The organism is Rhodococcus sp. WB1, from assembly GCF_001700945.1.
Lineage (GTDB): Bacteria > Actinomycetota > Actinomycetes > Mycobacteriales > Mycobacteriaceae > Rhodococcus > Rhodococcus aetherivorans.
On sequence record NZ_CP015529.1, the window covers coordinates 4,368,238 to 4,392,238 of the forward strand.

Sequence of the window (24,001 nt, forward strand, 5' to 3'; positions counted from 1 at the left end):
GCTCAGCACCCCTGCGTGTCGAGGAGGACACAGTCCCACGTGACGGTCCGCTCCGCCGGGATGCGGCCACCGCCCTCCCACAGCGTCGGCGGCCCGGACGGGTGCACCGAATACCAGCCCGGATACCGGGTCGGCGTGCGATTCGCGAGCTGGGTGATCCAGCCCCGGCGCACGATCCGGCCCCGCGCGGTCGGCACCGTGTGGTGGAACACACCGAGGTAGCGGTCGTAGAGCAGGCAGCCGGAGACCGTGTCCTGCCCGTCCTCCGGGTATCCGGGTGGGAGCAGCGCCGACACCCCGTCCCCGAGGTGCGCGACCCGGTCGAACCCACCCGGCGTGCGCGCCGGGACCCGCTCGACGCGAGCGGGCAGGTTCCGGCTGATCAGTTCCGGCGGCAGCATGTGCGGCAGGCACCACTCGGTCGTGCCCTCGATCGTGTCCCCGACGTGCAGCCGTTCGTAGCCGGGTTCGAGGTCGACGAGCATCCAGATCCTCACGCCCGTCACCCTCGCCGACCGGCCGGCACCCGAGCGAGCGGACCCGAGGGCGCAGCACTGTTCCCGTCGTTACCGACCCGGGCACCGATCGGAGTCGGCTCGGTGAAACGATGCGTCATCACAGCCCGGTGCACTCGACGAAGGCCCGGAGGGCGACGCCTCCGGGCACCGGGATACCGTGCGGCCGCCCTACCCGCCGCGGGCGCTGCCCTCACGGATTCCGCTGCGACGTCACCCGATCCAGCACGCCAGCTCGTCGGCGCGCGGATCGGCCACCACCGGATCACCCTCACCGCCGAACACCCGGACCGGCCGCGAGGCACCGATCGGCGCCCATCCCGGACCTCCCGTGGTCGCGAACTGCACCCAGGCGCGGTGCATCTCGTCGGCGAGGGCCTGTGGGGGCCGATCGCCGGTGAGCCGGTGGGAGACGTCGAGGCGGTCGAAGACGAACGCGATCTCGAGGGCATGGCACGCCCGCAGATCCTGCACCGGGCTCGGCCAGGCGAACTCGTACAACCACGCCGTGCCACCGCGGCGGGCGACCGCGTCGGCCAGGGTGACCGTGCCCGACCGGAAGGCGTAATCAGTGAGGACGGCGGCGAGCACGTCGCCGGGAGTCGCGCCCGGCCGGTGGGCCGCGTACAGGTCGGCGAGCGCGGGATCGATCCCGTACCGCTGCAGGACGAACGGCAGGTTGTCGTCGGTGATCGCCGCGGCGATACCGGTCGGCACCAGGAAGAAGCGGAACTCGTCCGTGGTCGTGCCGGCCAGCACCGGCACACCCGTGCCCGCTCCGGCGGCGATCGCGTCGATCGGCAACGACGGCAGAATCTCCCCGTCGATCGTCGGGAACATGCTCATCACGCCCAAGCCGCGCTGCACCACCGACCCGCCCCACCGGGCCGGGTCCGGATTCTGGGCGAGGTCGAGGCCGAGAGCGTCCTGGGCCGCCTGCAGGACGTCCGGGGCGAGGGCCCCGAACGCCTCGGCCGTGGCCGGCACACCCAGGCGGTCGGCGAGGACAGCCCCCACCCGGCGCGCGTCCTCGAGGTCCGAGGCGGCCGTGGCGTTGCCGCTCTGCACGACGGCGCGGTGGAACAGTCCGCTCGCGGCGGGCGAGGCCAGCAACGTGGCCACGCTCATCCCGCCCGCCGACTCGCCGAACACCGTCACGTTGTCCGGGTTGCCGCCGAAGGCCCGGATGTTGTCCTGCACCCAGCGCAGCGCGGCGAGCTGATCCAGCAGGCCACGATTGTCCGGCGCGCCGTCGAGCGACAGGAACCCGGTGACGCCGAGCCGGTAGTTGATGCCGACCAGCACCACACCGTCGCGCGCGAAGGCGCGTCCGTCGTAACTGTCGATCCGGTTCGAGCCGCGGGTGAACGCGCCACCGTGGATCCACACCATCACCGGCAACCCGGAGGCGCCCGGATCGGGTGTCCACACGGACAGATTCAGGCACTCGTCGCCGGGTGCGATGACGTTGCCGAGCAATGCGGCCGCCGGAGCGGCGTACGGCGCCTGAGGGCAGGTGGGGCCGGGCGCGGTGGCGTCGCGGACACCGTCCCAACGCGGCGCCGGGCCCGGGGCCGCGAACCGCACCGCCCCCACCGGGGCGGCCGCGTACGGAATGCCCAGAAAGGCCCACACTCCGTCGGTCGGCGTGCCCCGAACCGTTCCCCCGGTCGTCTGCACCGTATCCGTCATGCCCCGATCCTCTCCTCGCAGCTCCTCACAACGCCACCCACCCGAGCGAATGTATCGCTGATCTCCGTAGGCCGACGGAAAGTCACATTCGCTCGGTCCGACGGCTCCTATGCTGAGTTGGACGGTCGTCGACTTTCCGCCCAGCCGAGGAGGCGCGGCATGCGAGCACTGGTGGTGTACGAATCGATGTTCGGGAACACCCGTCACGTGGCGGAAGCCGTCGCGCGCGGGCTGGGACCGGCGGACGCGGTGCGCACGGTCCCCGTGACGCAGGCGCATGAGGAGAACCTGTCCGAATACGACCTGGTGGTCGTCGGCGGCCCGACGCATGCGCACGGCATGAGCCGGGAGTCGACGCGCCACGGCGCGGTCGAGCAGGCCGAGAAACCCGACAGCGGGCTGACGCTCGAGCCGGACGCCGAGAGCGAGGGCGTCCGCGAGTGGCTCGATTCGCTGCCGGCCGGCGGCGGGAAGGCCGCATCGTTCGACACGCGCATCGACATGGCGGCCGTCCTGACCGGGCGCGCCGGCAAGGGCATCGCCAAGAAGCTGCGCAAGCACGGGTTCGAGCTCGTCGCCGATCCGGAGAGCTTCCTCGTCGACAAGCAGTCGAAGCTCGAGCCCGGCGAGGAGGATCGGGCCGAGCAGTGGGGCCGCTCGCTCGCCCAGCAGGCAGCGAGCGGGTCCGAGGAGCTGCGCTGACCCGCCCGCGGGCCGAGCGAATGTATCGCTCATCTCCGTAGGCCGACGGAACGATACATTCGCTCGGCGCAACCCGGACGCGAGATCGCTCGGCGCGCCGCGGCACGCGACGGTCCATACTCGGGTGCATGCGACTGACCCACTTCGGACATTCCTGCCTGCTCGTGGAGCACCTGGGCGCGACGATCCTGTTCGACCCGGGGAATTTCTCGCACGGCTTCGAGGGCATCACGGGGCTCGACGCGATCCTGGTCACCCATCAGCACCCGGACCACGCCGACCCGGCGCGACTGCCGGCGCTGGTGGAGGCCAACCCGGGGGCCGCCCTGTACGCGGACCCGCAGACCGCCGCTCAGCTGGGCGGCGGCTGGAAGGCCGTGCTCCCGGGCGACGCATTCACCGTCGGTGACGTGCGCGTGCGCGGCACCGGAGGCCGGCACGCCGTCATCCACCCGGAACTGCCGGTCATCGACAACACCGCCTATCTGCTCGGCGACGCCGAGAACCCGGCGCGGCTGCTGCATCCGGGCGATTCGCTGTACATCCCGAACGAAGAGGTCGACGTGCTCGCGCTGCCCGCCGCGGCACCGTGGCTGAAGATCTGGGAGTCGGTGGACTATCTGCGCGCGGTCAATCCGCGGGTGGCCGTGCCGATCCACCAGGGCATCGTCGCGGAGCAGGCCACCGGCATCTTCTACGGCCGTTACTCCGAGATGGCGCCGGAGGGCACCGAGTTCCGGGTGCTGCCCGCCGAGGATTCGGTCGAGGCGTAACCGCCGGTGCGTCCTTTGGGCTGCAGTAGCCGCCCAAAGGACGCACCGGCCGCGTCAGCGGCCTGCGGCCCTCCCGGCGGCGCGGCCGGAGAAGATGCAGCCGCCGAGGAACGTGCCCTCGAGCGAGCGGTAGCCGTGTACCCCGCCGCCGCCGAATCCGGCGACCTCACCGGCGGCGAACAGGCCCTCGAACACCGAGCCGTCGGCCTTCAGCACCCGGCCCGACAGGTCGGTTTCGAGACCGCCCAACGTCTTGCGCGTCAGCAGGTGCAGCTTGACCGCGATCAGCGGTCCGGCCTTGGGATCGAGCAGCCGGTGGGGGGCGGCGATGCGGGTGATCCGGTCCGGCAGGTAGGCGCGGGCCGCGCGCATCGCCGCGACCTGCAGATCCTTGGTGTACTTGTTCGCGATCTCGCGATCGCGGGACTCGACGACCTGCTTGACCGTCGCGTAGTCCAGCGGCGCATCCGGGGTGATCTCGTTCATTCCTGCCACCAGTTCGGCGAGGGTGTCGCGGACGACGAAGTCGACGCCGCGGCGCTTGAACGCCTCCACCGGTCCGGGTGCGCCGGGCTTGACCCGCTGCAGCACCTTGCGGATGTCGCGTCCGGTCAGGTCCGGGTTCTGTTCCTGGCCGGAGAGCGCGAACTCCTTCTCGATGATCTTCTGGTCGAGCACGAACCAGGTGTGGTCGTGGCCGCTGCGCACGATGTGCTCGAGCGTGCCGAGGGTGTCGAAGCCCGGGAACAGCGGCACCGGCAGTCGCTTGCCGGTGGCGTCGAGCCACAGCGACGACGGGCCGGGCAGGATGCGGATGCCGTGGTTGGGCCAGACGGGGTCGTAGTTGGTGATGCCCTCGGTGTAGTGCCACATCCGGTCGCGGTTGACGACGCGCCCGCCGGCGCGTTCGGTGATCTCGAGCATCCGCCCGTCGACGTGCGCCGGCACGCCGGTGAGCATGTGCTTCGGCGGGTCTCCCAGCCGCTTCGGCCAGTTCTTCTTCACCAGGTCGTAGTTGCCGCCGATGCCGCCCGACGTGACGATCACCGCGCCGGCCGAGAGTTCGAACTCGCCGGTCGCCACGCGCGACGACGCCACGCCCCGCGCCGCCGACGACGGCTCGAGCACAGTTCCGCGCACCCCGGTGACGGCGTTGCCGGTGACGACGAGGTCGTCGACGCGGTGCCGGTTCCGCAGGATCACCCGGCCGCGCTCGACGCCGTCGAGCACCCTGCGGGCGAAGATCTCGACGAGGGCCGGTCCGGTGCCCCACGTGATGTGGAAGCGCGGCACGGAGTTGCCGTGACCGCCGGCGTCGTAGCCGCCGCGTTCGGCCCAGCCGACCATGGGGAACAGCTTCAGCCCGCGTTCCTTCAGCCACGCGTGCTTTTCTCCGGCCGCGAACTCGACGTAGGCCTGCGCCCAGCGGCGCGGCCAATAGTCCTCGTCCTCCCGGTCGAAGGCGGCGCTGCCCATCCAGTCCTGCAGGGCCAGGTCGTACGAGTCGCGGATGCCGAGCCGGCGCTGCTCGGGGGAATCCACGAAGAACAGCCCGCCGAACGACCAGAAGGCTTGTCCCCCGAGGTTGTGCGAGTTCTCCTGGTCGACGAGCACCACGGTGCGCCCGGCGTCGATGAGTTCGGCCGTGGCGACGAGCCCGGCCAGGCCGGCGCCCACCACGATCACGTCTGCGTCCATGCCCGCCAACCTACTGCAGGGTAGGTTCGTGTGGGCGGATCTTCGGGCTCAGGCCGCGCCGAGTGTGCGCAGGCGCGGCGGCCAGCGGTAGACGGAGGGCTGCGCCTCGAGGTGCAGGGCGAGGTCGATCGCGTCGAGCATCGCCTGCCGCGGCCCCGGCCGGTCGAGTTGCTTGCCGGAGATCGACAGCCGCAGCAGCCCGCCGCGCCGTGCGACCCGGGCGGCGCCGATGACCATCGCCCGGCACCACCACGGTTCGGCCTTGGCGCCCTCGCCGATGCCGAACACCCGTGCATGGGTGACGGTATCGCGGTCGAGGTCGTGGATTCCGGCGGCGCCGGCCAGGAGCCGGAAACCGGTGGCGGGCAGCGCCGCGACGGCCCCGGGCGAGGCGAGCCAGCGCGGCGGCGCGAACAGCCGGGTCCGCAGCCCCGTCTCCTCGAGCACCCGGTCGGCGGCGAGCAACCGCAGCCGCGCCTCGTGTTCGGGCAGGACCGCGAACTCGGCGCGCCGCCGCTTGGTCGCGGCCTGATCGTAGCCGTGGAGCACGATGGCGTCGCCGCCCTCGCGACGCTCGAGCAGCCACTCCTGGGTGTGCGGGTCGCGCGCCAGCCGGTAGTGATCCTTCAGTCGCGGCGCGACGAGCAGCGACAGCGGCACGCCGCGGGCGTCCATCTCCCGGGCGAAGTCGTCCACCGCCGGGCGGGTTTCGTCCCTGATGCCCGACACCGACACGATCAGCTGGCCGCTCATGGGCTCCACGGTGCCAGGGCCGGGTGAACGTCAGGCGTCGCGGACCTGAAGGGTTTCGGCATGCACGGCGTCGGCGAGGGGCCGGCCGGTCCGCCACCCGAACCGTTCGAGGTCCGGCACCTCCTGCAACCGCGTCACGGGGCCGACGCACAGCCACGCGATCGGCCGCACCGGGGTCCGCGCCCCGACGAAGTCGGCGAGGAACGCCTCGTCGTAGAACGAGACCCAGCCGACACCGAGTCCTTCGACGGTCGCCGCGAGCCACAGGTTCTGGATCGACAGCACCGCCGAGAACACGCCCACGTCGTCGATCGTGTGCCGGCCGAGGATGTGCTGCCCGCCCCGCGACGGGTCGTAGGTGACCACGATCCCGGTGCCGGACTCGGCGATGCCCTCGACCTTGATGGGGTCGAAGGTGCGCCGCCGCTCCTCCGGCAGCGAGTCCGCGAACGCGCGACGGCATCCGGCGACGTGGTCGGCGAACTCGGCGAGCCGCTGCGGGTCGCGGACCACTACGAAGTCCCACGGCTGGGTGTTGCCGACGCTGGGCGCGGCGTGCGCCGCACCCAGCACCCGCCACAGGACCTGCTCGTCGACGCGCTCGCCGGTGAACTCCGCGCGGACGTCGCGGCGCGCACGGATCACGTCGTACAGGGCCGCCCGCGCATCGATGGTGTCGGTCATCGCGGTCAGCGGGGCAGCGCGGCTTCGATGGCCGCGATCACCTCGGGGGCGTCGGGCTCGGTGCGCGGCCGGAACCGGGCGACGACGTTCCCGTCCGGCGCGACGAGGAACTTCTCGAAGTTCCACTGCACGTCGCCGGCCTCCCCGTTCGCGTCGGGGTGCTGGGTGAGCTCGGTGTAGAGGGGGTGCCGGCTCTCGCCGTTGACGTCGATCTTCTCCATCAGCGGGAACGTGACGCCGTAGTTGGTGGAGCAGAAGGTCCGGATCTCCTCGGCGGTGCCCGGCTCCTGGCCCATGAACTGGTTGCACGGCACACCGACCACGGTCAGGCCCCGGTCCGCGTACTCGACGGCGAGCTTCTCGAGCGCCGTGTACTGCGGGGTCAGGCCGCACTTGGAGGCGACGTTGACCACGAGGACCGCGCGGCCGTCGAACTCGGCGAGGGAGGTGGGCACCCCGCCGAGGGTGTTGATGCCGATGTTCTGCAGAGAAGTCGTCATGCCGCCCGACGTTAGTCGCGGCGGTCCCGGGTGCGGTAGTGCGCCCGGAAACCGCCGCGAACCGGCACGTCAGAGTGCGGCGACGACCGCGAACGCGCCGAGGGCGACGAGCACGGCGCCGGTCAGCGTCTGCACGCGGCGGTCGACCACGCACATCGCCGACAGGAAGCCCGGCATCGACCCGCCGCCGCGGGTGTGCAGGATCGCCAGCAGGCTCGGCAGGCACCGGCCGAGCGAGACGAGCGTGAACAGGGCGGCGCCGAGCGCCGGGGAGCCGACCACGGCGACGCCGAGCACCAGCAGGTAGTACGCGCTCGACCGGATGAAGATCACGAAGCCGGGTCCGATCATGGCGCCGAAGAGCAGCGAGACCTTCCACGGGGCCATCGACCGGCGCAGGTGCCGCGGCAGCTGCCGGCGGCGCATCGGCGTCGGCAGCGTCACCAGACCCAGCTCGTGCAGACCGTAGGCGAACGCGACGACGCCCCACGCGACGAGCGCCCACGTCACCGGGACGGATCCGGCGACGAGCGCACCGAGCGCGCCGACGAGCGCACCGGTGGGGGCGCCGGTCGCGACCGACCCGAGCGCGTGCCAGCCGAGCCGGCGCACCGGCGTCGACGAGCCCGCGCGGTCGGGCTGCTTCGGAGCCGCGACGACGCCGGCGACCGACATGCCGCACGTCGACCAGTTCGCGGCCAGGGCGGTGACGGCGCCGGCACCCACGACCGCGGCGGTCGTCGCGGCGGGTCCCGACGGCGTGAGGAGCGCCGCCGCCCCGGCACCGGCGACGCCGGCGGCGGCGATCAGCGCCGCCCGGGTGCGCGACGGCACGGCCTTCTGCAGGGTGGGACGAATGTCCGGCACGTCCGTCGTCAGCGGCTCGTGCGTGAGTACTGCTGTCATGACTTCCTCCAAGGGGGTCGGTGTTCTCCGGATTCGGACGACTGGTTCAGGATTCGGTGACGGTGACGGTGCCGGTCATGTACCGGTGGACCGAGCAGGTGTACTCGTAGGTTCCCGGTTCGTCGAAGGTGTGGGAGTACGTGCCTCCCCCGGTGATCCCGCTGTCGAACCGCCCCTCCGACGTGACCTGGTGCAGCACCCCGCCGTCCTCGAACCGCCATTCGACGGTGCCGCCGGCCGGCACGGTCACGTCGGGCGGAGCGAAGTGGACGTTGCTGACGACCACCACCGCGTCCGGGGGCCGCTCGGACGGGCCGCAGGCCGTGACGAGCGGAAGCAGCAGGGCCGCAGCCCACCCCGGCCGCCGGGTCATTCCCGGACGATCACGGTGCCGACCATCATCGGGTGCGGCGTGCAGTGATAGGTGAACGTGCCGGCTTCGTCGAAGGTGTAGGAATACGTTCCCTCGGTGAGGAGTTCACTCTTCAGCTCCCCCTCGAGGGGGCCCTCGCCCACGACGTCGTGCGGCAGTCCGCCGTCGTCGAATCGCCATTCGACGGTCTGCCCCTTCTCGATCGTCACCGACTCCGGGTTGTAGGCCATGTTCTTCACCTCCACGACGACGGCCGGCTCGGCCGAACCTCCGGCGCTGCCGCACGCGGACAGGCTCGCCGCGGTCAGCAGGCCGGCGAGCAGGGTGACGGACCTTCTCATGGCGATTCCTCTCATCGGATGTACCGCAGGTTCGCGGTCATGCCGGCTTCGAAGTGGTAGGCGTTGTGGCAGTGGAACATCCATTCGCCCGGATTGTCGGCATCGAATTCGATCGCAAGTTCGGTGCCGGGCAGCACGTTGACCGTGTCGCGGCGCAACCCGCCGTACGCGCCGATCGCGAAGGTGTGTCCGTGCGTGTGCATGGGGTGCCACATGGTGGACGAGTTCTTCATCGTGATCCGCACGCGTTCACCCTGTTTCATGACGAGGCGGCCGGCGTCGGCGCCGGCCATGCCCCACACGTAGCGGTCCCCTGCCTGGATCAGCTCGATCCGGTAGTCCCGGTCGGGCTCGCGCGGGTCGAGCCGCACGGTGTCGGCAGGCCGCAACGCGTTCTCCGCGACGAGCCGGCCGCCGAGTTCGGGGATCGCATCGCCCACGTCGGCGTCGGCCATCGGCACCGCATCCGGGGTGCGCAGCACCGTCGAGGCATACCCTTGCCGCCCTTCGACCTTCGCGACGATCGGCCACACGCCCGACTTCACGGTGACGAGGACGTCGTAGCGTTGCGCCATTCCGACGACGATCGTGTCGGCGACGGTGGGCTGCACGTCGAAGCCGTCCGCCGCGACGATCGTGAGTTCGTGCCCGGCCACCGCGAACCGGTACGGGGTCTCCGCCGCCGCGTTGACGATCCGCAGCCGCAACCGCTGTCCCGCCGCGGCGACGACCGGGGCGGGATCATTCGGAGGACGACCGTTGATCAGGTGCAACGGATACGCGATGTGCTGGGTCATCCCGCCGAGGGGCGCGGAGTCGCCGTGCCCGGCGCTCACCAGCCGCCGGGCGACGTCCATGTCGCCGGCCGGGTGCGCGCCGGGTGCCGCACCCCCGCCGTGGCCGCCGTGACCGCCGGAGATCGCGGGGTTGAGCGCCGTGAGCACGGCGTCGGGCGTGGTGCCCAGGCCGTCGACCCAGTCGTCGAGGACCAGGACGGCGTCGGCGTCGGCGCCGGTGCGGTCGTCGGGGTCCTCCACGATCAGGGCGCCGAACAGGCCGCGGTCGGCCTGCAGGCCGCTGTGCGAGTGGTACCAGTGGGTGCCGGGGTCCGGGACGACGAAGCTGTAGTCGAACGTCGTGCCCGGTGCGATCGCCGCCTGGGTGACGGGCGCTGCGCCGTCCATGTCGTTGCGGATCCGGATGCCGTGCCAGTGGAGCGTGGTGTCGGCGTCCAGGTCGTTGCGCACCACGGCGTCGAGCCGGTCGCCCTTGCGTACCCGCAGTTCCGGGGCGACGGCGTGCCCGCCGTAGGTCCAGGTGTCGACCAGGCGTCCGCCCAGGTCGACGGTGGAGAATCCGGCGGCGAGCGCGAACGACGCCACGGTGCCGTTCCACCCGCGGGCGGCCTCGGCGGCGGCGATCTCCGGATCGGCCGGGGAAATGTAGTCGAGATCGGACGCCGCCGATCGTGTGTCCGAGCCGGCGGCCGCCGGCTGCGTACCGGACGATGCGGTAGCGCAGCCGGCGGCACCGAACCCGAGCGCGCTCATTCCCAGCGCCCCGGCTCCGAGGGAGCCCAGGGCGAGGAATCGGCGCCGGCCCAACCCGTTGTCGGGTTGTCTCATCCGATCACCTCGGGGGTGAGCAGGTCGGTGAAATCCTCGACGTTGCCGCTGATCTCCGCCGAGGAGACCTGTTGCCCGGTCGCGGCGTCGAACCCGACGATGCGCTGTGCCGCCTCGCCCTGACCCTCCGGATTGCCACCGAGGACGTAGAACGTCGCGCCGTCGACGGAGAACGCCATGCTCGCGATGTCGGTCAGCCCCAGGTCCTGCAGGCTCAGCGACCGGATCGGGGCGAGGTTCGCGGCGTCGGACAGCACGATGCGGGCCAGGTCGCCGCCGCGCGCGGAACTGGGATGGATCGGTGAGTCGGTGTAGGCGATCGCGATCCGGGTGCCGGTGTTGTCGATGACGTCGCTCGCGAACCGCCCGTCGGGCTGACCGGCGTTGCCGATCGGCGTCACCGCGCCCTGCGGCAGGCCGTTCGAGAAGTCGAAGACGTACACGTCGCCGTTCTCCCCGACCAGCAGGGCCTTGCGCGCCTCGGCGGCCCACCCGACCTTCCGGGCGCTGACGAAGTCCTCCGGCAGCACCTTCGCCCGGGCGGTCTCGGCCGGCACGCCGTCGTCGCCGACGGAGATCCGGATCAGCTCGCCGGTCTCCTCGCACACGCTGTAGATCTCGTGGTCCACGGTCCAGGTGAACGGTCCGCAGCCGACGATCTGCACGGCCCCGCTCTGCTGCTTCGTCTCGAGGTCCACGACGCGGACGCCGTAGAGCCCGTCGTCCCACGTGACGAAGTACCGCCCGTCGGAGGTGACCGCGTTGGAACCGGGCCGCGAGTGCACGCGCGCGACGTCGGGCAGCAGCGCCTCGGCCGGCTCGAGCAGATTCCCGGAGTAGGTGCTGACGGTGAAGTCCGCGGCCCCCCGCGAGCCGCGGGGGCGCCACACCTCGGCGGCGAGAACGGCCGGATCGGACGGGGTCTCGCCGACGAAGCCGTGGATCACGGGGTCCCAGATGCCGGGGCCGACGACGATGCGGCTGCCGGCGACGCCCGTCTTCGGGTCGAGGACGTTGACGCCGAGCTCGAGCTTGCCGAATCCGCCTGCCACGGCGACGAGCTGGTCACGTCGGATGGGGTCGATCTCGGCGACGTGCAGCGGTTCGGGGATGGTGTCGCCGATCTCCTGGTCGTCGTGGCCGAGCGAGATGCCCTCGCCGGGGGTGCTGAATTCGACGGTGGGATAGGTGACGTCGCCGGCGGTGTTCGCGTCGTCGCCGGACGAGCCGCAACCGGCGAGGGTGACGAGCAGCGCGAGCGGAACGACGGCCGCGGCGGGACGCACGAGGCGGCGGGAACGCGATGTCATGATCCGGCACCGACCTTCGGGCGGTCGGCGGGACGGGCCTGACAGTCCTCGCCGATGATGGGGGCCATGGTGCAGGTGTACGACTGGGATTCGTCGGACACGCACCAGATGATCTCCTGGTCGTAGCTGCCCGAGACCGGGTTGTACATGACGGCCTGCATGTCGGGCTCGCCGCAGAAGGCGTTGGAGCACGACGGTGCGCCGCAGCAGTCGTAGTAGGCGATCAGGTAGGTCTTGCCGGTGTCGGGGTTGGTGCAGCAGCCCACCCAGAATTCGGCGCCCGGCTTGCTGCCCGGCGCGCACGTGGTCACTCCGCCTCCGTTGCAGGCAGCGCAGGAGGTGCCGTCCATGTTGCACCAGCGCCAGTACTCGCACTCGGCGGGATCCTTGCCGTCGTACACGGGCACGAGCGGTTCCGGGCCGGGCTCGGGGGCGGGTTCCTGCGCGAACGCGGTGCGCGTCACCGGAAGCGAACTGATGAGCGCCACCCCCGACACGCCCATCGTCCAGCGGCCGAGGCGGCTGATCATCGAGCGGCGCGACACCTGTTCCGACATCCGGCGTCCGGTGCGGCTCATGAACGAGCCGCCCTTGCCTGCCATCCAGGCGGCTTGTTCCTTGACGGTCTCCTCGTCGACCGGATACCGGTTCTCGTACATCTCTTCCAACGCATCTCTCCGTTCGTCCAGGGGGAAGGCGGGATTCAGGCGCTCGCGGCGGCGCGGGCCTTGGCCTGTTCGTGCAGGTGCTGCAGCGACGGGGTGCCGGTCTCGAGGGCGTTGAGCAGGCTCTCGACCTGGGCCATGTGGTTGCACAGCCCCTTAGCGCGGATCTTGCCGTGCTCGTCGAGGATCACCCCGTAGGGGGTGGTGCCGACCTGGTAGGCGATGCCGACGTCGCGGCCGTCGACGTAGCTCAGTTCGGTGCCGATGTTGCTTCCGGCGAGGAACTGCCGGTGTTCCTCGGGTGTGCCGTCGGAGACGATCACGACGTCGAGGTCCTTCTCCGCCTTGGCCATCGCCCGGATGCCGGGCAGCAGGCTCTTGCAGGTGGAACAGGTGGGCGCCGTGAACAGCAGCAGCTGCGGCCTGTCGCGGTGGCCGCCGACGCCGACGGTGCGGCCCACATGGTCGGTGAGGCCCCGGAAGGACGGACCGGCCTGCTCGATTTTCGGACCGGTGTCCATCATGCGGGCCCCGAGGGGGCCGAGCCGGACCTGCACCCGGCCGATCTCGCGGGCCAGCGCGAGCACCATCAGGAACAACACGGCGACCGCCACCACCAGCACGATGATCGCAACGAGAAATATGGTGTCCATCTGTCGTCCTGTCTCGGAAAATGTTGTGGAAGAAATGGTTTCAGGCCCCGTAGCGCGACACGGCAGAGACCGCGCGCAGTTCGATGGACGCGCCGGTCAGGTGCTCGTCGACGGGCCGGCGCCCGACGTGGACCACGGAGCGCAACTGGGCCACCGCGAGCCCGGCGGCGAGCGCGAGCGCCGCGAGCGCGATTGCCGCCACCTGCTGGAGCGCGGCGATCGTCGCGGGTCCGTTGAGGGCCAGCACGATCGACGCGGCGGCGAACGCACCGGCCCGCACGGAGTGGAACCAGCCGATGCGCGGTGCCTCGCCGTGGCCGCCGAACGCGAAGCAGCCGCAGTCGAGCTCGCGCCGGCCCCGCGCGAGGTTCACGGTGAGACCGACGAAGAAGCCGAGGAACAGCACCGCCGCGACAGCCGCGGCGGCACTGCCGGCGACACCGAGCACCAGCAGGGCACCCACGGCGATCTCCGCGGCGGGCAGCACCCGCGCGACCGCCCGTTCCAACACGGGCGGCAGCAGCCGATAGCCGCGGACGACGCGCACCAGCCCCTCGTGATCGCCGGCCTTCGGCACCCCGGCGAGCAACAACGTCCCGCCGACGAGCGCCGCAACCACCGCCCAGATCATGGTCGTCCCCTTCGCAGTCGAGTGATCGTGCCGGTCAATCGTGCGCACCGGATGCGTCGCGAACGGGTCGTCGGGGAAACGTCCGGGGGCACCGCGAGTGGAACCGGCCGTGGCGGCGCGCCCCATGCGGACACTGCAGGTGGGACACGGTCTCCGGCGCTCGGGGGACCGTGTCCGCACGGGGCACGGGGCCGTGCGGTGGCGCGGGCCACAGCGCCGCGCCGGGCGGATTCCCACTTGCCGTCCACATGTCGTTCGCGGAGGTAACCGTCGCGTAACACCGCGGCGCTACGTTGTCCCTCGCCCTGAGGCGTTTCACCGCCCGAGGTGCCGGCACCGCCGGCTGCACGGACGCACAGACGGGATACGACGATCGTGACAACCGCACTCCGGGCCGCGATTGCCCGCTCACGGGACGCCGAAACCCATCGGGATCCGGTGTATTCGCCGCTGCGCGCCCTCGGCCGCCGTCAGCTCACCCCGATCGATCTGCTCGGCCAGTCCCTGTCGACGATCGCGCCGGCCACCGGGATGGTGTTCATCGCGCTGTGGATGGTGACCCACCGGCCGGGCGTCGGCGGTCTGCTGGCGATCGCGGGGACCACCGCCGTGGTGGTGCTGGTGGCGCTGTGCATCACGCAGTTCACGCGGCGCCTCGCCGCGGCCGGGTCGCTCTACAGCTTCGTGTTCCAGGGCCTGAGTGCCCGCGCGACCCTCACCACGGGTGCGGCGCTGCTGCTGGGCTATCTCGGCATCTCGATCTCGGTGATGTCGCAGGCCGCACAGAGCCTGCTCCGCATCGCAGACCTGCTCGGCATGCACGTGCCCGGCGCCGCGCCGTGGTCGGTCACGATCGGTCTCGTGGCGGTTGGCGTCGCGGTGATCACGGTACGCGGCGTGCGGTTCGCGACGCGCGCCATCCTGCTCGTCGAGGCGTGCTCGCTCGTGCTCATCGTGGCGCTCATGCTCGGCACCCCGGCCGGTGCGGGCACGGCCACCACCGAACTGCCGGACGCACCCCTGAGCCTCATGCCGTTCCTCGCGATGCTCACCGTGCTGTCGATGGCGGGCTTCGAGAGCGCCGCGTTCTTCGGCCCGGAGGCCAAGCGGCCGTTGGTGACCGTCACTCGCACCGTGCTGATCTCCCCCGTCGTCGTCGGTGTCCTGTTCGTGTTCGCGGCGTGGGCCGCGTTGTCCGGCCACGGCGCCGTCGTCGTCGGCGCGTACTTCGACGGCACGGCGTCCGGCGCGAGCGTCGGTGTGGTGCTCGCGGTGCAGGCGGGCATGACGTGCTCGTGGCTCGCGTCGACCCTGGGGTGCGCGCAGGCGGGTTCCCGGTTGCTGTACTCGATGGGTGTCGAGCGGGTGCTGCCGAGCGCCCTCGCCCGTGTCCACGACCGGTTCCGCACCCCGCACGTGGGCGTGCTCTCCTTCACCGCCGCGGGTTTCGCCGGCGCGTGCCTGTACGCGTCCCTCGCGGGGGCGGATTCGGGGGCGTTCGACGGCGTCGTGGAGATCGGCCTCGTCGTAGCCTACACGCTGGTGGCCGTCGCGTCGCTGCGATTCCTGCACCGCATCGGCGAGCACACCGTCGTGACGCGGGCGGCCGCGCTGTTCGTCTCGGTCCTGGGGATGGGCCTGCTCGGCTACATCGCCGTCGACGGCACCGCGCACGGCGTATGGGTCGTGCCCGCGACACTCTCGGCGGTCGCGGCGTCCGGCACGGTGTGGCAGTACGTGCTGCGCCGGGTCCGGCCGGGCAGCCTGACGACCATCGGTGCGTTCGACTCGGTCGAGACCGGGGACATCCTCCCCGGGGCGGGGACCCTCGTGATCGGCGCGGACGGGCGGCGGCGCATCCTCCCGGACGTCCCGCACCCCGGCGACGACGCCCGTCCCCGCGACGGGAACCCGGGTTGACCGCGCACGTGTCCGTGCACGCGGACGATTCGCACTTCAGCGGACAGCAGCCGCGCGCGGTGCAGAAGGCGCTGGGGATGCTCGAGGCCGTCGCGCAGCTCGGCCCCGGCACGTCCGCGAAGGAGATCGCCAGGTTCGCCGGGGTGCCGCCGACCACCGCGTACCGCATGCTCAACCTGCTCGTGGCCGACGGATTCCTCGTCCGCGTGCCGGACCTGTCCGGCTTCGCGCTGGGTCGTCGCACCGCGGAGCTCGCACAGGCGGCCGCGGAGACGAGCCCGTCGCCGACGCTGCACGACGTCGTCGAGGAGCTGCGCACCCACACCCGATTCGGGGTGCACGTCGCCTCGTTCGCGGCCGGGCGGCTGCGGTTCGTCGACAAGGACCCCGACCACGAGATCATCGCCATCGGCGTGCTGGCGAAGAACCTGCACGCCAACGCCCTCGGCAAGCTCATGTTGGCGCACCATCCGCACGTGCGTCCCGATCCGGAACTGCGGCGCCTGACCGACCACACGATCTGCGACCACGACGTCCTCGCCGAGGAACTGCGCGCCGTCGCCGCCGCGGGCTACGCGTACGAGGGCGAGGAGTGCCGGACCGGGCGGGCCGCGCTGGCGGTGCCGATCCGGGACCGTTCGGCGTTCGTCGTCGGCGGCCTCTACCTGCAGGGGTCGGCGTCGCGGGTCACCCCGGACGACGCGGTGCTCGTGCGGTTCCTCTTCGACGGCTCGGCACGCCTGTCGGGGCTGCTGTGACGGCGTGAGTCACCGGGTGGGCCGCGGCGGGGTTCGTCACCGGGTGGGCCGCGGCGGGGTTCGTCACCGGGTGGGCCGCGGCGGGGTTCGTCACCGGGTGGGCCGCGGCGGGGGTGCGTCGTCCGGGGCGAGGTGCGCACCGATCCGACGGAACAGCGTGTCGGCCTCGTTCCGGTACGCACCGGTGTCGTCGAACGCCGCCGGGTCGAAGGTGACGGCGACGGCGACGGCGATCTTCCGCGACGGCAGGTATGCCTCGACCGCGGCGTACCCACCGAACAACGGGTTCTGCATCAGCCAGTTGCCGGTGACCACCACACCGAGGCCATAGGTGTAGCCCTCGGACTGCGGGAAGCACGTGGGGCAGCCGGGCAGCGCGGTGGTCCGGCCGCGCAGGTCCGTCGACACCATCGCCCGGTACGACTCCGGGGAGAGCAGCGTGCCGGTGCCGACGGCGACCGCGGTGTCGTGCAGGTCGTGGATGTCGGTGGTCTGGACGGCGCCGCGGGTGATGGTCCAGGACGGGTCCCAGAACGTGGATTCCTCGTAGAAGGGTGTCGCGGCGGGGATCCCGAGCGCCTCCCGGCGTTCCGAGCTGAACGCATGCAGCACCGGCTCCGGGATCGCCGGCGTCTGCGACGGCGTCGTGCCGTCCAGCCCGAGCGGGTCGAGTACCTTCTCCTGCAGCAGTTCCGCCACCGGCCGGCCGGTGATCGTCTCGAGGGCCAGGCCGAGGATCACGTAGTTGGTGTGCGCGTAGTTCCAGTTGGTGCCGGGCTCGTAGAAGAGGGGCTGGGAGGTGCCGTAGGCGATGAGCTCGTCGGGCGTCCAGTTCCGGAACGGGTCCTGGTAGATCGCATCCGACAGTTCGGGATTCTGCACGTAGTCGGCGTAGCCGGAGGTCATCTGGGCGAGCTGCCCGAGGGTGACCCGGTCCGAGTTCGGAATGTCGGGCAGCCACGTCGAGACCTTGTCGTCGAGGCGGACCTTCCCCTCGTCGACGAGTTGCAGCAGCAGCGTGGCGACGTAGGAGATGGCCACCGCGCCGTTGCGGAAGTGCATGTCGGTCGTCGCCGGCACGCCGGTGGTGGATTCGCCGTAGGCGCGGGTGAGGATCTCCCTGCCGTCGACGGTGACGCGCACGACCGCCGCCTTCAGGTGCGTCTCCGCCATGGTGTCGCGCACGATCCGGTCCACGGCCTCGGCCTGCGCGAGGTCGGCCGACGATGCGGTCCCCGACGCGGCCGCGGTGTCGGCGGATCCGGACGGGCCGGGCGCGGCATCGTCCGTCGACGTGCAGGCGGTCAGGAGGCCGAGTGCGCACAGCACGGACAGGATCCGCCGGTTCAGGGGCATGCCTGATCTTGGCAGATGCGCTCGGCCGGTGCGATCACTCCGGCCCGGCGGCTGTGGTTCGGCGCAGGTCCCGATCGGACCGCAGGCGGGCGGTGAGTTCGGCCCTGCTGCGGACTCCGGTCTTCGTGTAGATCGCCTTGAGGTGATCGTGGACGGTGTTCGGAGTGATACCGCGACGGTCGGCGATCTCGGCGGTCGAGTATCCGGCCATCACCTCGAGGCACACGTCCCGTTCGCGGGCGGTGAGCGCGTATGCGGCGAGCAGCAACTCGGCGAGTTCGAGGCCGGTCGCATGCTCGATGGTGACCACGGTCTGCGGTTCGGCACCGCCCAGCAGCGCGGTGGCCCGCATCAGGATCCACCCGCCGGTGGCGTCGCGGATCCGCGTTCGGAACACACCCGAACCGCTCGCACGCGCCCCGAACGCGGCGGCGCGCACCATGACGGCCAGCCGTCCGGGCGCGATCTCGTCGAATCGGTCCTGCCAGTCGCGGGCGGCCGCTGTGAGCGCGAGCGGCTCACCCGCGGTCCCGGTGAGTACGACCGCCGGACCCGGGTCGCCCAGGCGCGAGGCGGCGGTGGCGCACACGGCGGCGCGGGTCGCCGACGCCACCGCCGGCGCCACCCGCGTGAGGAACTCGACCTCCGAGTCGGTGAAGTCCGCCCCGGACCGAACGAATCCGGCCGCACCCCAGCACAGTCCGCCGATGCGGAAGATCACGCGCAGTTCGTGGTCCAACCCGAGCGGACGCCACACCTCGGCGTGGCGAAGACTGTGGGCCACCTCGTCCGGGGGCAGCTCGGATCCCCGGGCCGCACTGCGGCCGTTGCGGAACAGCTCGGCGAAAGTGCCGGGATCCCGCCCGCGGTACTCGCTCTCGGCGAGCAGCGGCTCATACTCCGGCGGAACCCGGTCGGGTCCGCTCGTCATGGAACCGATCGTCAGGGACCGGGGATCGATCATCGCCCAGCACGTCAGGTCGCTGCGCACCGTCCGGCCGACGAGTTCGATGGCGCGCCCGTGCACCTGCGTCACATCGGCGCCCGCGGCCGCGAGCGCCACCACCTCGCGGCCCACCTTCTCCGCCCGGATCTCGAGCATGAACCCAGTATGCGCTGGTGGCGGACCTGTACCCATCCCCGTTTTCGGGGATGGGCCACCGGCCGGGCGGTTCCTAACGTGACAGACATGTCCGACAACATCGAACTCTGCAGGATGGGCGAGGGCCGTCGCCTCACCCTGCCCGACGCAACCGTCACGGTCCTGTCCACCGGTGCACACGCCGGCGGAGCCTACGAGCTCTTCCTCGTCGAGGCCCCGCGCACCGAGCCGGCGCCGCTGCACGCCGAACCGTGGGCCAAGTCGTATCACGTGCTGAGCGGCCGGATCCTGGTCCGTGCCGCAGCGACCGGTCACGAGCTCGCGGCCGGGGACACGATCACCCTCGCGCCGGGAACGGTGAACTCCTTCACCGTCCTGACCGACGCCGCGACCTTCCTGCTGATCGCCGCCGGGACCTCGATGGGCGGCTTCTTCGGCGCGGTCGACGCCCTCGGGCACGAGCGTCCACCGGACGAGACGGGTCGGATTCTCCGAGAGGTCGCCGACCGGTACGGGGTCACGCTCGCAGCGGAGGCAGGTGCGTCGTGATCGTTCTCGCGCAGGTCGCCGCGCTGGTCGGCGCGGCCGTGCATCTGCTCGCCTTCGTGTGGGAGACGCTGCTGTTCCGGCGGCCGTCGATACACGAAGACCTGTTCCGCATCCCCACCGGCGACGTCGCAGCGGTGCGGATGTGGGCGTTCAACGTCGGCTTCTACAACCTGTTCCTCGGCACCGGCGCGCTGATGGGGGTGGCCCTGTGGCGGGCCGGCGAGGACACGGTCGGACGCGCGCTCGTGCTCTACACGTGTTCGTTCATGCTGCTCGCCGGGATCGCCCTGTTCGTCTCGGACCGCATGGCCATGAGCCGGCCCCGCGGCGCCGGGCTCGGGGGTGCCGCGGCGCAGTGCACGCCACCGGCGATCGCGCTGATCGCGCTCGCGGCAGCCTGATCCGCTACTCCTGCGCGGCGACGTACCGCCCCAGCGCCGCGGCGCGGTCGGCCGGTGACCGGCGCGGGCAGCTCGTGCACTTGCCGCTGTCGGTCGCCCGGTAGATCAGGCAGCAGGAGCTGCGTCGCACGAAGCGTCGCCCGTCCGCCGGTTCCGGCGATCCGGGAGCTGCCGCCGTGACGCTGCCGGTGGGATCGACGTCGACGAAACGCGGTGGCAGCAGCGGCGGCCGCGACAGCGCGGCGGCGAGGGTGCACCCGTCGTCGACGCGGTGGGCGGCACGCCCGGCGTCGAGGGCACGGTTGGCGATCGAGTCGGACGCGACGGCCCACAACGCCCGCTCCGGCGCACCCGACACCCGCGCGAGCGGCGCGATGATCGCCGACAGCGCCGGCACGAGAGCGCGCGCAAAGGCATCGCGCCCGGGCAGCAGGCGCGAGGAACGCACCGCGCCGAGGTAGCCGTCCTCCCGCAGCACGCAGCGCAACCGGGCCGGGTCGGGATCGGGAGCGTGGCCGGTGGCCAGGAGCATCGCGACGGGTCCGGCCACCAGGGTCGAACTGGCCGAGTACCACCAGAGCGTGCCGTTGACCCGAGGGTCGCTGCAGTCCCACCTGCGGCCGGTGTCGGATACCCGTCCGGCCAGCCACTGCGGATCGGTCGTCACCGTGCCCGGAAGGACGGCGGTCCCGACGTCGACGGTGTGCGCGAAGTCGCCGAGCAGGGTTCGGGCCGCGGCGTAGGCACGCGCCGCGGCGTCGGCGTGCCCGTCAGGCATCGGCGAGCCCCCAGACCTCGAGCGTGCGTCGTCCGTCGCCGTCCACAGCCACCCGGCCACGAACTCCGAAGACCCCCGCCAGCACGGCGGGATGCAGGACGTCTTCCGGGGTTCCCGCAGCGACCACCGATCCGTGGTCCAGTACCGCCATGCGATCGCAGTACGCGGTCGCCAGCCGCAGGTCGTGCAGCGTCACCAGCACGGCGAGCCCGTCCGCGGCGAGGCTGCGCAGCAACTCCAGCACGGTCAGCTGGTGGCGCAGGTCGAGATGATTCGTCGGCTCGTCGAGCAGGAGCACGCGGGGTTGCTGGGCCAGGGCCCTGGCTATGGACACACGCTGGCGTTCCCCACCGGACAGGGCGAGCACGTCGCGATCGGCGAGGTGCAGCAGCCCGAGCCGGCCGAGCACATCCTCGACGACCACCCGGTCGTCGTCACCGAACGGTTCGAGCCATCCCCGCCGGGCGGTGCGTCCCAGCTGCACCGATTCGCGCACGGTCGTCCCACCGAGCGAGACCGGCTCCTGGACGCCGACCCCGACGAGGCGCGCGAGCGTGCGGCGCTTCAGGTCCGTGACGTCCTCGTCGCCGACGGTGATCGCGCCGGCCCCGACCCGCACCGCGCGGTAACAGGCGCGCAGCAGGGTCGTCTTGCCGCTGCCGTTGGGCCCGACGAGGGCGAGCACCCGGCCCGGGGCCACGTCGAGGTCCACCCCGTCGAGTACGGTGCGTTCGCCCAGCCGCGCGCGGACCCCGGTGGCGCGCAGGCGGGTCATCGTGCCCGCCCGTAGCTGCGCCACAGCATGACGAGGAAGGCGGGCGCACCGAGCAGACCGGTGACGACCCCCACCGGCAGCTCGGTCGAGCCGCTGACCGAACGGGCGACCATGTCGGCCAGGACCAGCGCGAGCGCCCCGGCCACCGCCGCCACGGGTATCAGCCGGACGGTGTTGCGGCCGACGAGATGGCCGGCGATGTGCGGGATCAGCAGTCCGATGAATCCGACGGTCCCCGAGACGGCCACCGCCGCGGCGGTGAGCAGAGAGACCGCCAGCAGGATCAGGATGCGGAACCGCCGCACGTCCATTCCCAGGGCGGTCGCCCCGTCGTCGCCGACGAGCAGCAGGTTCAGCTGCCGGCCGCACAGCAGGACGCCGCCGCCGACGGTGAGCAGGACCAGCGCCGGCGCGGCGAGCATCGACCACGTCGCATCCCCGAATCCTCCTGCCAGCCAACGCATCACCGTACCGATCTGACGGTCGTCACCCAGGACCAGCAGGGTGAAGGTGGTCGCCGCGGAGAACACCATCGACATCGCCACGCCGACGAGGACGATCGCGGTGACGGCATGGGCGCGCAGACTCACCGCGATCGCGCCGGCGAGCGGAAACAGGGCTCCGAGGAAGGCCGCGAACGGCAGGGTGAACGCTCCGAGTGCGCCGCTGCCGACACCCAGGACCGTCACCAGCACCACCCCGAACCCGGCACCGGAGGACACGCCCAACAGGTAGGGGTCGGCCAGCGGGTTGCGGGTCACCGCCTGCGCCACCACCCCGGCGATCGCGAGCGCGGCACCGACGACGGCGGCCGTCAACGCCCGGGGCAGGCGTGATTCGACGACGATCGCTTCCCGCGCCGCGGTCCACCACGGCGTGAAGGCCCCCGGTGCGAGGCGGTGCGCGACGATCGCCCACACGTCGCCGAAGGGGATGTTCACCGTGCCCAGCGACACGGCGCCCGCCAGCGCCAGCACGAGTGCGGCGAGCAGCGGCGGCAGGATCAGCCACAGCGAACGACGCGCCGCGCCCCCGTCCCGTCCCCGCGCGGCCGGCGCCGCGGCGCCGGCGTGCGGCGCCGATGCGTCGGCCAGGGTACCGGCGGGGGTCATTCCGGATCCGTGAATGCGGCCGGGTGCAGTCCGCGGGCGATCGTCGCGACCGAGTCGACCATGCGCGAGCTCTCGAAGAAGTCGTCGAGCGGCACGACGACGAAACGATCGTTGCGCACGGCGGGCGTGGTGGCCACGATCGGCTGGTTCTTCAGATAGGCGATCTTGTCCTCCGCGCTGGTCGCGCCGTAGTCGAGTACGACGATCGCCTCGGGTGCGCGCTCGCCGACGACCTCCCAGCCGGTGGTGAAGTACGGTTTCGGGCCTTCGGCGGTGATGTTGTCGGCGCCGGCGTATTCGGCGATGAGGTTGCCGATGCCCACGCCGCCGACCGAGAGCGGCTCGGCTTCGCCCGAGTCGTAGAAGAAGGTGCGCACCGGCGCGACGGCGGCCCGCTCCAGGCGGGCGCGTACCGCGTCGAGTTCCGCTGTGATCGATTCGGTCAGGGCCGCGGCCTGTTCCTCGGTACCGAGGAGGGCGCCGAGTTGGGCGAAGTCGTTCTCCAGCAACGCGATATCGGAGAAGCCGGCACCGCAGTACTCGGAGAACAGGAACGTGCGGATACCCGCCTGCTCGAGTGCGTCCCGCCCGCGTCCGGTCTTGTCGTCGAATGCGCTGCGCATCCCGCCGACGACCAGATCCGGGTCGAGGTCGCGGATCTGCTCGTACGTGGGGTACTCGGCAGCCAGCGACGGAATCGCCCGGAACTGCTCGGCCGTCTCGGGCAGCGGGTCGTCCTTCTCGCCGTAGCCCATACCGACGATGCGATCCCCCACGCCCATCTGGATCAGGGTTTCGGTGACGTGGTCGTTCATCGACACGATCCGCTGCGGGGGCGCGTCGTAGGTCGCGGTGCGTCCGCAGTTGGTGATCGTCACCGGTTCACCGAAGGCCGCGGCCGGCGGGGTGGCGCCGGTGTCTGCGCCCCGCGAGCAACCCGACAGGGCCGCGGTGGCGACGGTCAGGGCGGCGAGAACCGCGGCGGCGTCTCGCACGGGACGGCGGAAGTCGACGGGCATGGGACCTCGTGCTCTGCTCAGGTGGCACGAGGCAGACTCCGGCACGGCAGCGACCCCGGACAGCGGGCACCGGCTACCCTGCTGGACTCCATCTCGTAGACCACGACGAAATACCGGAGTCGCGCACCCCCGTGCAGGCGATCGGGCTCACCGTCGGATGGACGGCCTACCGTTGCGGGTCAGCGCCGGACTCGGACCGGACTTTCCCTGCACGGGCGTCAGCAACGCTGCGGCCATTATGCATGTCGGCGGCCGGCCCGCATCGCAGGGCCGGCCACCGGTGCGCGGGTCCGTCGGGACGGCCACCCGGAGCGCCGTTCCATCGTCCGCCGCCCTCCCCCGGTTTTCACCCTCACTTTCACCCCGTTCGCGACCTCGGCTCCGGAACCGCGACGATCCCCGGTGCGTTC

26 protein-coding genes are annotated in these 24,001 nt (G+C 71.7%); 6 read left to right on the forward strand and 20 right to left on the reverse strand.

Annotated elements, in window-relative coordinates; all coding sequences use genetic code 11:
• Window positions 1-2 precede the first annotated feature (2 nt).
• Both A4U64_RS19465 and A4U64_RS19470 read right to left on the reverse strand, forming a co-directional pair.
• Complete coding sequence (locus tag A4U64_RS19465; RefSeq protein ID WP_232334109.1) at window positions 3-497, reverse strand: hypothetical protein; 495 nt, start codon at window positions 495-497, stop codon at window positions 3-5.
• Window positions 498-728: 231 nt separating this feature from the next.
• Entirely contained in the window at window positions 729-2,207 is a 1,479-nt protein-coding gene (locus tag A4U64_RS19470) for a carboxylesterase/lipase family protein (protein WP_065922983.1), read from the reverse strand.
• 159 nt (window positions 2,208-2,366) lie between these two features.
• On the opposite strand from A4U64_RS19470, the gene A4U64_RS19475 reads away from it, so the two are divergent.
• On the forward strand, window positions 2,367-2,909 hold the full coding sequence (locus A4U64_RS19475; protein WP_029541426.1) for a flavodoxin family protein: 543 nt from the start codon (window positions 2,367-2,369) through the stop codon (window positions 2,907-2,909).
• A gap of 128 nt (window positions 2,910-3,037) precedes the next feature.
• Window positions 3,038-3,682: an MBL fold metallo-hydrolase gene (locus tag A4U64_RS19480; RefSeq protein ID WP_006940348.1), complete on the forward strand. Its 645-nt coding sequence runs from the start codon at window positions 3,038-3,040 to the stop codon at window positions 3,680-3,682.
• 54 nt (window positions 3,683-3,736) lie between these two features.
• On the opposite strand, the gene A4U64_RS19485 is transcribed toward A4U64_RS19480, so the two are convergent.
• From A4U64_RS19485 to A4U64_RS19540, 12 genes are all read right to left on the reverse strand, one after another.
• A complete protein-coding gene (locus A4U64_RS19485) occupies window positions 3,737-5,380 on the reverse strand; it encodes an FAD-binding dehydrogenase (protein ID WP_006940350.1) in 1,644 nt (547 codons plus the stop codon).
• Window positions 5,381-5,428: 48 nt separating this feature from the next.
• Window positions 5,429-6,133 (reverse strand): DUF2334 domain-containing protein, encoded by a 705-nt coding sequence (locus tag A4U64_RS19490; RefSeq protein ID WP_029541421.1) that lies wholly within the window; start codon window positions 6,131-6,133, stop codon window positions 5,429-5,431.
• Window positions 6,134-6,163: 30 nt separating this feature from the next.
• Window positions 6,164-6,817, reverse strand: a complete 654-nt coding sequence (gene bluB / locus A4U64_RS19495; protein WP_050034634.1) for a 5,6-dimethylbenzimidazole synthase — start codon at window positions 6,815-6,817, stop codon at window positions 6,164-6,166.
• A 5-nt stretch (window positions 6,818-6,822) separates the two neighbouring features.
• Window positions 6,823-7,317: a glutathione peroxidase gene (locus A4U64_RS19500; RefSeq protein ID WP_006940357.1), complete on the reverse strand. Its 495-nt coding sequence runs from the start codon at window positions 7,315-7,317 to the stop codon at window positions 6,823-6,825.
• Window positions 7,318-7,386: 69 nt separating this feature from the next.
• The gene (locus A4U64_RS19505; protein WP_006940359.1) at window positions 7,387-8,223 is read right to left on the reverse strand and encodes a hypothetical protein; all 837 of its coding nucleotides are present in this window, start codon (window positions 8,221-8,223) and stop codon (window positions 7,387-7,389) included.
• Window positions 8,224-8,269: 46 nt separating this feature from the next.
• A complete protein-coding gene (locus A4U64_RS19510; protein ID WP_006940361.1) occupies window positions 8,270-8,596 on the reverse strand; it encodes a cupredoxin domain-containing protein in 327 nt (108 codons plus the stop codon).
• Window positions 8,593-8,937: a cupredoxin domain-containing protein gene (locus tag A4U64_RS19515; protein ID WP_029541412.1), complete on the reverse strand. Its 345-nt coding sequence runs from the start codon at window positions 8,935-8,937 to the stop codon at window positions 8,593-8,595. The genes A4U64_RS19510 and A4U64_RS19515 overlap by 4 nt, the downstream gene beginning before the upstream one ends.
• An 11-nt stretch (window positions 8,938-8,948) precedes the next feature.
• Window positions 8,949-10,562, reverse strand: a complete 1,614-nt coding sequence (locus A4U64_RS19520) for a multicopper oxidase family protein (protein ID WP_029541409.1) — start codon at window positions 10,560-10,562, stop codon at window positions 8,949-8,951.
• Entirely contained in the window at window positions 10,559-11,872 is a 1,314-nt protein-coding gene (locus tag A4U64_RS19525) for a hypothetical protein (RefSeq protein ID WP_065922984.1), read from the reverse strand. The genes A4U64_RS19520 and A4U64_RS19525 overlap by 4 nt, the downstream gene beginning before the upstream one ends.
• Window positions 11,869-12,531 (reverse strand): methylamine dehydrogenase light chain, encoded by a 663-nt coding sequence (locus tag A4U64_RS19530; RefSeq protein ID WP_029541405.1) that lies wholly within the window; start codon window positions 12,529-12,531, stop codon window positions 11,869-11,871. The genes A4U64_RS19525 and A4U64_RS19530 overlap by 4 nt, the downstream gene beginning before the upstream one ends.
• Window positions 12,532-12,575: 44 nt before the next feature.
• Window positions 12,576-13,190 carry a redoxin domain-containing protein gene (locus A4U64_RS19535; RefSeq protein WP_065922985.1) on the reverse strand — a complete coding sequence of 205 codons (615 nt, stop codon included), beginning with the start codon at window positions 13,188-13,190 and terminating at the stop codon, window positions 12,576-12,578.
• 40 nt (window positions 13,191-13,230) lie between these two features.
• Window positions 13,231-13,821: a MauE/DoxX family redox-associated membrane protein gene (locus tag A4U64_RS19540; protein WP_306430610.1), complete on the reverse strand. Its 591-nt coding sequence runs from the start codon at window positions 13,819-13,821 to the stop codon at window positions 13,231-13,233.
• Between the two features lie 438 nt (window positions 13,822-14,259).
• On the opposite strand from A4U64_RS19540, the gene A4U64_RS19545 reads away from it, so the two are divergent.
• Both A4U64_RS19545 and A4U64_RS19550 read left to right on the forward strand, forming a co-directional pair.
• A complete protein-coding gene (locus A4U64_RS19545) occupies window positions 14,260-15,741 on the forward strand; it encodes an APC family permease (RefSeq protein WP_084648670.1) in 1,482 nt (493 codons plus the stop codon).
• On the forward strand, window positions 15,738-16,499 hold the full coding sequence (locus tag A4U64_RS19550; protein WP_006932018.1) for an IclR family transcriptional regulator: 762 nt from the start codon (window positions 15,738-15,740) through the stop codon (window positions 16,497-16,499). Before A4U64_RS19545 ends, A4U64_RS19550 begins: the two co-directional genes overlap by 4 nt.
• Before the next feature lie 90 nt (window positions 16,500-16,589).
• Here A4U64_RS19550 and A4U64_RS19555 read toward each other — a convergent pair whose 3' ends face one another.
• Together A4U64_RS19555 and A4U64_RS19560 are read right to left on the reverse strand one after the other, a co-directional pair.
• A complete protein-coding gene (locus A4U64_RS19555; RefSeq protein ID WP_065922988.1) occupies window positions 16,590-17,855 on the reverse strand; it encodes a serine hydrolase domain-containing protein in 1,266 nt (421 codons plus the stop codon).
• A gap of 34 nt (window positions 17,856-17,889) precedes the next feature.
• Complete coding sequence (locus A4U64_RS19560) at window positions 17,890-18,957, reverse strand: helix-turn-helix transcriptional regulator (RefSeq protein ID WP_065922989.1); 1,068 nt, start codon at window positions 18,955-18,957, stop codon at window positions 17,890-17,892.
• Window positions 18,958-19,044: 87 nt separating this feature from the next.
• Here A4U64_RS19560 and A4U64_RS19565 point away from each other — a divergent pair, with 87 nt between their 5' ends.
• Together A4U64_RS19565 and A4U64_RS19570 are read left to right on the forward strand one after the other, a co-directional pair.
• On the forward strand, window positions 19,045-19,506 hold the full coding sequence (locus tag A4U64_RS19565) for a hypothetical protein (protein WP_043801529.1): 462 nt from the start codon (window positions 19,045-19,047) through the stop codon (window positions 19,504-19,506).
• Window positions 19,503-19,907, forward strand: a complete 405-nt coding sequence (locus A4U64_RS19570) for a DUF1304 domain-containing protein (RefSeq protein ID WP_006932010.1) — start codon at window positions 19,503-19,505, stop codon at window positions 19,905-19,907. Before A4U64_RS19565 ends, A4U64_RS19570 begins: the two co-directional genes overlap by 4 nt.
• A gap of 4 nt (window positions 19,908-19,911) precedes the next feature.
• On the opposite strand, the gene A4U64_RS19575 is transcribed toward A4U64_RS19570, so the two are convergent.
• Genes A4U64_RS19575 through A4U64_RS19590 form a run of 4 tightly spaced genes read right to left on the reverse strand, consistent with a single transcriptional unit; the run spans window position 19,912 to window position 23,591 of the window.
• On the reverse strand, window positions 19,912-20,685 hold the full coding sequence (locus tag A4U64_RS19575; protein ID WP_232334110.1) for a (2Fe-2S)-binding protein: 774 nt from the start codon (window positions 20,683-20,685) through the stop codon (window positions 19,912-19,914).
• Window positions 20,678-21,460 carry an ABC transporter ATP-binding protein gene (locus A4U64_RS19580; RefSeq protein ID WP_065923534.1) on the reverse strand — a complete coding sequence of 261 codons (783 nt, stop codon included), beginning with the start codon at window positions 21,458-21,460 and terminating at the stop codon, window positions 20,678-20,680. Before A4U64_RS19580 ends, A4U64_RS19575 begins: the two co-directional genes overlap by 8 nt.
• Window positions 21,457-22,572 (reverse strand): FecCD family ABC transporter permease, encoded by a 1,116-nt coding sequence (locus A4U64_RS19585; protein WP_006932005.1) that lies wholly within the window; start codon window positions 22,570-22,572, stop codon window positions 21,457-21,459. Before A4U64_RS19585 ends, A4U64_RS19580 begins: the two co-directional genes overlap by 4 nt.
• Window positions 22,569-23,591 carry an ABC transporter substrate-binding protein gene (locus A4U64_RS19590; protein WP_065922991.1) on the reverse strand — a complete coding sequence of 341 codons (1,023 nt, stop codon included), beginning with the start codon at window positions 23,589-23,591 and terminating at the stop codon, window positions 22,569-22,571. The genes A4U64_RS19585 and A4U64_RS19590 overlap by 4 nt, the downstream gene beginning before the upstream one ends.
• Between the last annotated feature and the right edge of the window lie 410 nt (window positions 23,592-24,001).